The organism is Protofrankia sp. CiT1, assembly GCF_917627335.1.
Lineage (GTDB): Bacteria > Actinomycetota > Actinomycetes > Frankiales > Frankiaceae > Protofrankia.
Window position 1 is genome coordinate 20,128 of record NZ_CAKJTP010000059.1, and the last position, 6,077, is coordinate 26,204.

A 6,077-nucleotide genomic window follows, 5' to 3' on the forward strand; every position below is an offset into this window, starting at 1 on the left:
CTGGCACAGGCACTGTCAGCACGGGCGCCGGCGGCGGTGCCGACGCGAGCGGACGATCGCGGGCAAAGGCGCAGGCTCTGCAGCGGGCCGTGCATGTGGCGGTGGACGGGATCTGGGGGCCGGTGACCGACACCGCCCTCCAGGCCGTCCGGGCAAACCGCCATACCCGTGCGGAGCAGGCCGCGGTCGCTACGACCGTGGACGGGATCTGGGGGCCTCGCTCACAGACCGCCTACATCGCGACTGTGCGGGCGATCCAGGCCGCGCTCGGGGTCGGCGTCGACGGGATCTGGGGACCAGTGACCGACCGGGCGTTTGTCGCCGTGCGTGGTGCCAGCTTCACTGGTTAGGTGCGGAATCCGCACTGTGCGTACCCACGGACGGGGGGAGCCGTACGCGCCGGCGGCTTACTCAGGTGCCATCCCGCGCATGCCATTCGGCGATGAGCGCGTCCCAGCTGAGGTAGCGCGCCACCGCGTAGGCGGGCGACACGACGCCGTCGGGGTCGAAAACGGCCGCCGGGTATCCCAGCTGCGCGCGGTAGCCGCGTTCGGTGACGACAAGCCGCCCGCCGAGCCGTGCCGCGCCTACGACGATGGGCCGTGAGGTCCAGGTCGGGGCGGCGGCGTCGGCAAGCCCCCGTGGTGACGACCACGCGTACAGTCCGCAGACACAGTTCTCACTGGGTACCCGCGGGTGCGGAGCCAGGGGGATCCGGAACCTCCGCGTGCTGAGATCATCACGTTGCGCTCGCAGGCACAGGGCTTGGGTGAGGCCGTCAGGACGCCACAGCAGCAGCTCGGGCGGAAACGGCGACCATGGAGTCCAGGCCGGCCGGAGCCGCCCGTGGGCGTCCACCGCCCACTGACGCCACCCGATGACGCTCATGTGCCTGCCGGCACGGGCTCGGGATCGGCCGCCGGTTCGGGGACCGCGAGCGGTTCTTCCTCCGGCCAGGTGATCGGTTCGTCTTCCACGATGCGCACTGGTTCACCCACGTTTGCCATTCATCCACGGTCCCTCCGCCGGACGCGCGGGTCAATCTCCGGTCGAAGTTTGTCCGGGTGGGGCCGGCGACTGGCTGGAACTTGTTCGATCATAGATTTTTTCGTGCGGCCCGCGGCCGCGGGTGCCGTGATCGCGGGTGCCGTGGTCGTCAACGCAGCCGAAAAATCTGTAGGCCGTGGTCGGCCAGCAGCTCCGGCAGATGGCGGACGGCCGCGGTGGCCTTGACACGCTGATCGGGCGACAGGTCGCTCCAGTCACGTAACAGGTCATGGCGTTTGTGGAGGTCGTCGCGAACCGGACCGAAGGTCCATCCCCTGCCGCGGCGCTCAACGCACCAGCGCTCATGCTCGAGCCGGGCGAGCATGTCTATCTCGGCGGCGCTGAAGGTGAACCCGGTCGTCGGATGGGTCATCGGGACGACGACCGCGTTGATCTCGTTCAGTTTGGCGCCGATTCCCTCGGCCTGTCTGCGGTTTGCCGTTTGCAGGTCCGCGGGCAAGGCCTCCCAGGGCTGCATCGAGTCCCTGTCGCCGAGGGCGCCGCCGGCTGCCTGTTCGTCGATCAGATACTGGCCGTGAATGGCACGTGCCAGGACCGTCAGCGTGTCGTTGTGCAGCTCGGCCGGTTTCGCCGCTTCGTTCATGATTGCGAATATCCGTACTTCACCTGGCCCGGGATCGAGCAGCTGGCGATTGAACAGGTCGCCGAGGGCTGTCCGCTGTTGCATACAGACCGTCACGGTCTGGCCGGTACTTGCGGTACCACGAATCGCATTCAGGCCGCCTCGCAGCGCAATATCCTCATCCTGGTCACAGAGAACCAGGTGGCGAATATCTGGTATGCGGATTTCCCACGGAATCGTCATGAGATCCACGCGCTGCGCCGGCTCGTTCTTCGTCCGGGGCGCACAGTGCGTGTCGACGGACCGGTAGCGATGCCGCAGTTCAGTGAGCTGGGCGGAGGCATCCGTGTCGACGAGAACAAGCGGCAGCGGCGGAGCGCCGACACGGACCCGCCACAGCCTGGCCAGCTCCACGATGAGCGCGCGCCCGAACGGGCCCAGGCCGACGACCGCGACCGACGGCACCGGATCGTCGGAACCGAGATGGGGCTCCAGGATGCGAGCGGCGAGCGAGCGCGCGGCGATCTCTTCGGGCGTGAAGAAATCCAGCCGGAACTTCGATGCTGATAACAGCCCAAGCCGGCGTGCCTTCAGCGCGAGCGCCAGCTCGCCGTCGGCCAGCCGTGCGTAGCAGGCGAGGGGCTCGTCACGCTCGGTTTGCTGCTCGGCGAGCGCGGCAACGGCTGCCACCGCGGCCGCGTTGGCGGCGCTGTCAGGCAGGCAGGCGTACACGGTGTCGGCTCGGGGCACACCGGCGGCACGCAGCACCGCTTGGTCCCAGGGGTCTCCCATGACGACGAGTGACGCGGTCGCGGCGAGCCCTTCGGCGCCGTCGGGATCCGCGTCGGCGCTGATGACGACCACCTGGACACCTTCGGCCCGGAGGTGGCGGATGAGCGTCATCGCGAACGGATCATCGCCGATGACGACCGCGTGCTCGCGCGCTCGACGGGCCGTCCAGCGGCGACGCCGGTCGGTGAACAGGTCCCACACGGACACGGCCACGCCGTAGGCGGTCGCGAGTGGCGCCAGGAAACGGGCGACCTCCAGCGGCAGCGGGAAGGGGCCGCCGTCCTGCAGGGGCTCGGCGCCCAGGAGGAACAGCTGCGCGTCGAAGTAGATGATATCTGTGGTGGTGTATCCGCACGGCTGTGCATGCGGCGGTGGACACTGGTCGGCGGCTCGGCTCAGCTGCGCCAGGCCCCACGCACCCAGGATCGCGGCCGCCGTGAACAGCACGCAGAAAGCCAGCCATAGGACGCGGCTGGCTTTCATCCGTTCTGTCCGCGCCGTCCCCATAGCGACACCGTAGCGACACGGGCCGCATCCGTCGTCAGGGCGTGTTGCGAAAGCCGTCTGTCCGGCTCGCCACGTCCAGGCGGCCTTGGCCACGTTCTCGGCCACACCGATAGCACGCATCCGGTATCGGTGCGGCCCGCGGTCTTGCCAGGAACCGCCTGAACGCGGCTCCCTGATCGAACGACGACTTCCGAAACACGCCGTTCGGCAACGTCGCGACGCTCGGTATCTGACGCGGAACCAGTTGACCAGCGCCGACTCCGACTCGCTGCCGTGGAAGGTCTCGCCCCCCTGTGGGCTTCCAGTGGTCCGCGATGATCATGTGGAACCTGGGTGGCTGGTTGAGCTCAGCGGGAAACACGAACGCGTGATTCCCGCGATGCCAGAAGCACCCCGACAGGATCAACCAGACTCACGGTCCCGTCCAAGGTTGAGGCTCTCCAATGCGGCTGCCCAGCGTTTGGTGACAGCATTGAACCGCGCGTTCCCCTTCGCCGAGGTCGAGCCCGCCGAGGAAGACTTTCGCGCACTCGCCGGCGTGTGGCTACCAGACGAAGACGACCGGCATGTCCTGGCCGCGGCCGTCGCCGCGCAGGCAACTGTGCTCTGCACGTGGAACGTCAAGGACTTCCCGGCCGATACTGCGGCGGCCGCCGGCATCGAGGTGCTCACCCCCGACGAACTGCTCTGCCGGCTCGTGGCGGAGTACGAGCCACAGATGCTCGCCGCTCACCGAACGGCCGTCGCGTCCCTGACCGGCGGCCACCGACAGGTCGACGATCACGGCCCTGCGCCGAGCCGGGGCTTCGACAACCGCCGATCCGATGAATCGCCTCATCGGAGGCTGCTGAACCTCCGTAGGCCAGCGACGCACAGAGCGCCATTCCCAGTGAGCCATCACAGTCCGCCAGGCAAGCCGGATGAAACGGTAGGCGCCTCGGAACCCCTGTCTGACCCTCACTCGGAACACCGTGCCTACGGAACCGTTTGAGAAGTCCGCGTTCATCAAGCTATGGCGACGTGCGCTGGAGCATGCCACCCCAGACACGGGAGCCCTCCATCCGCAGCCTCACTCAGCCCGCTACGTCGTTGAACGACTACCGACAGGAGTCGACTGCTGCGGAGCCAAAGGAGACTCGAACCAGCTGCCCGGCCCGCCGACCTGCTGCTTCGACGGGCGCGGAAACGTCCAAGACGTGAGAACCAACCTGTTTCTGCAGGTCAGGCGGTTCATCACGTTGTGTCATCGAGTAGGGGCCTGATCCGGCCGGCTGCCGCGGGACGGCGAAGGCGTCGTTCTTGTCAGTCCTGGCCGTCGAAGAGCTGGGCGGCGGCTTTAGGGTCCATGAGGTTGGACCAGGCCTGTTCGGCGGGCAGGAGGTGGCGTTCGGGGAGGGCGTACTCGGGGAACCAGCCGTCGGCTGCGCATCCCGGGACGCGGGAGAGGATCACGGCCGTCAGCCCGGTCGGGACCGAGCCGGTGATCCGGACCGCGACGTAGGTCTCGTGGCCGTGGTCGGCACGGACGAGTAGGCCGAGGCGGAAGCCAGGGAGGTCGACCGCGTGCTCGTGGCCGTCGCGCAGCGAGCCACGAACGAGGTCGCGGACGGCGGTGTCGAGACGTTTCGCGAGCCTGGTCCCAGCTTCCAGGAGGTAGCGGTCCTGGTCGTCCTGCCCCGGGAGCAGATGCCGGCTGTAGGCGTCGGTGGTCAGCGGCTTGTCCTGCTCGGCGTTGTAGCGCTGCCGGGCGGCGCGGGCCTGGGTGTGCAGGGCTGCGTAGAAGTCGTCGGCGGCACCGTCCTCGCGTCGGCCGGCGGCGACGAGCCAGTCGCGAGCCTCGTCCGCAGCCTGGTCGACGTAGGTCGCACCACGCCATCGGCCTATCTTGACTTTGAACAGGACCACGTCGTCGATGCTGCGGATCCGCTCGTGCGGGGTGTCCGGGTCGGCGAACTGCTCGCCGGCTTTGGCCAGCAGCGGGTGGTCGACCTGGTCAAGGGAAGTGCTGGCCGGCGGGAGCGGCAGGTGCAGGTCCTCACGCAGGCAGCGCAGGGTCGGGCGGACCGGCATAGGTCACGCTTCCCAGTCGCCTACGCCGCCGAGCTGTTCGATCCGATCCGCCGACAGCCCGGTCAGCGCGGCCACGCTCGCGGACAGGGAGCCGTCGAGGACCTTCATGGAGGCGACCATGCCTCGGCGGATCTCTTCCCGGCGCTGGTCGAGGTAGGTCTTGACCGCCTCGGCGACGAAGTCCTTCTTCGACATGCCGAGGAAGTGCGCGGCCTGGGAGATCAGCTCGTCCGTGGCCGGGTCGACCTTCAGGGGGGCCTGGCGACGGGGTCCGACGGTTGTCATGGCGCTCACCTCCTGCAAGCCATGGTACCCAAGTACCTCAGCCTGACACTGTGGGTGCCCAAAATCGTGTCCGGTCAGGCTGCCTGATATTCGTGGATCAAGCCTCCGAGCCGGTCACGTCGGATCACGGTCACGGTGGGCTTGTGCGGTGCTCCAGCCGCCAGCGGCGGCCGTTGTTGGAGGGCTCGGTGCGGACGATGGATGTTGTCGTGATCGACGTAGTCGGTCACGACAGCGGTGAGATGCCGCTGGCCGAGGATGAGCAGGTGGTCGAGGCATTCGCGGCGTACGGTGCCGATCCATCGTTCGGCGTAGGCGTTCGCGACTGGAGCTTGTACCGGGGTGCGGACGATCGTGAGGTCGTCGGCCGTGAATACGGCGTCGACTGCTGCGGTGAACTTGTTGTCCCGGTCGCGGATCAGCCAGCGGAAAGATGAGGCCCCTCCTCGTTCAGCGTCATAAGGAGATTCCGCGCTTGCTGGGTAACCCAGGCGCCGGTCGGATGGCGAGTCACGCCCGCGAGATGGACCCGGCGGTGGTCGAGCTCGACGAAGAACAGGACATACAGCCGGGTCAGGAAGTGAACCGTTCCGGGTTCTTTAGAGACCGGGATGCTTACGCTTCGGCCAGCATAGCAGCTTCGTCTTGCATGTAATAGAGGGCTTCGAAGTCGGCAGGCGGCATGTTTCCGCAGCCGCTGTGGATCCGACGGTTGTTGTACCAGTCGACCCACTCGAAGGTCGCGAGCTCAAGCTCATTGAGCGTCCGCCACGGCCCCCGACGGTTGATCAGC

9 protein-coding genes are annotated in these 6,077 nt (G+C 67.7%); 3 read left to right on the top strand and 6 right to left on the bottom strand.

What is annotated here, in order from left to right:
- A partial coding sequence (locus MJ785_RS11850) for a peptidoglycan-binding protein (protein ID WP_370652932.1) occupies positions 1-350 on the top strand: 350 nt, incomplete at its 5' end.
- Positions 351-411: 61 nt separating this feature from the next.
- Here the strand turns inward: MJ785_RS11850 and MJ785_RS11855 are convergent.
- The gene (locus MJ785_RS11855; protein WP_239310065.1) at positions 412-888 is read right to left on the bottom strand and encodes a hypothetical protein; all 477 of its coding nucleotides are present in this window, start codon (positions 886-888) and stop codon (positions 412-414) included.
- A gap of 268 nt (positions 889-1,156) precedes the next feature.
- Positions 1,157-2,905 (bottom strand): NAD-binding protein, encoded by a 1,749-nt coding sequence (locus MJ785_RS11860; RefSeq protein ID WP_239380829.1) that lies wholly within the window; start codon positions 2,903-2,905, stop codon positions 1,157-1,159.
- Between the two features lie 403 nt (positions 2,906-3,308).
- Here MJ785_RS11860 and MJ785_RS22280 point away from each other — a divergent pair, with 403 nt between their 5' ends.
- Positions 3,309-3,920, top strand: coding sequence for a PIN domain-containing protein (locus MJ785_RS22280; RefSeq protein ID WP_370652933.1), 612 nt, complete (start codon positions 3,309-3,311; stop codon positions 3,918-3,920).
- A 311-nt stretch (positions 3,921-4,231) separates the two neighbouring features.
- Here the strand turns inward: MJ785_RS22280 and MJ785_RS11870 are convergent, their stop codons facing one another.
- The 3 genes from MJ785_RS11870 to MJ785_RS11880 form a co-directional block, all read right to left on the bottom strand.
- Complete coding sequence (locus MJ785_RS11870; protein WP_239345223.1) at positions 4,232-4,999, bottom strand: hypothetical protein; 768 nt, start codon at positions 4,997-4,999, stop codon at positions 4,232-4,234.
- Between the two features lie 3 nt (positions 5,000-5,002).
- A complete protein-coding gene (locus tag MJ785_RS11875) occupies positions 5,003-5,284 on the bottom strand; it encodes a hypothetical protein (protein WP_239313460.1) in 282 nt (93 codons plus the stop codon).
- Between the two features lie 74 nt (positions 5,285-5,358).
- The gene (locus MJ785_RS11880) at positions 5,359-5,583 is read right to left on the bottom strand and encodes a transposase (protein ID WP_239380835.1); all 225 of its coding nucleotides are present in this window, start codon (positions 5,581-5,583) and stop codon (positions 5,359-5,361) included.
- Between MJ785_RS11880 and MJ785_RS11885 the strand changes: the two genes are divergently transcribed.
- Positions 5,473-5,721 (top strand): hypothetical protein, encoded by a 249-nt coding sequence (locus MJ785_RS11885; RefSeq protein WP_239380833.1) that lies wholly within the window; start codon positions 5,473-5,475, stop codon positions 5,719-5,721. The genes MJ785_RS11880 and MJ785_RS11885 overlap by 111 nt on opposite strands.
- A gap of 178 nt (positions 5,722-5,899) precedes the next feature.
- Here the strand turns inward: MJ785_RS11885 and MJ785_RS11890 are convergent, their stop codons facing one another.
- Entirely contained in the window at positions 5,900-6,076 is a 177-nt protein-coding gene (locus MJ785_RS11890; protein ID WP_370652934.1) for an integrase core domain-containing protein, read from the bottom strand.
- Between the last annotated feature and the right edge of the window lies 1 nt (position 6,077).

What these genes read in the sequence shown, in the direction of transcription:
- MJ785_RS11855 (WP_239310065.1), bottom strand. Translation starts at nt 888, where the DNA reads ATGAGCGTCATCGGGTGGCGTCAGTGGGCGGTGGACGCCCACGGGCGG.
- MJ785_RS11860 (WP_239380829.1), bottom strand. Translation starts at nt 2,905, where the DNA reads ATGAAAGCCAGCCGCGTCCTATGGCTGGCTTTCTGCGTGCTGTTCACG.
- MJ785_RS22280 (WP_370652933.1), top strand. Translation starts at nt 3,309, where the DNA reads ATGCCAGAAGCACCCCGACAGGATCAACCAGACTCACGGTCCCGTCCA.
- MJ785_RS11870 (WP_239345223.1), bottom strand. Translation starts at nt 4,999, where the DNA reads ATGCCGGTCCGCCCGACCCTGCGCTGCCTGCGTGAGGACCTGCACCTG.
- MJ785_RS11875 (WP_239313460.1), bottom strand. Translation starts at nt 5,284, where the DNA reads ATGACAACCGTCGGACCCCGTCGCCAGGCCCCCCTGAAGGTCGACCCG.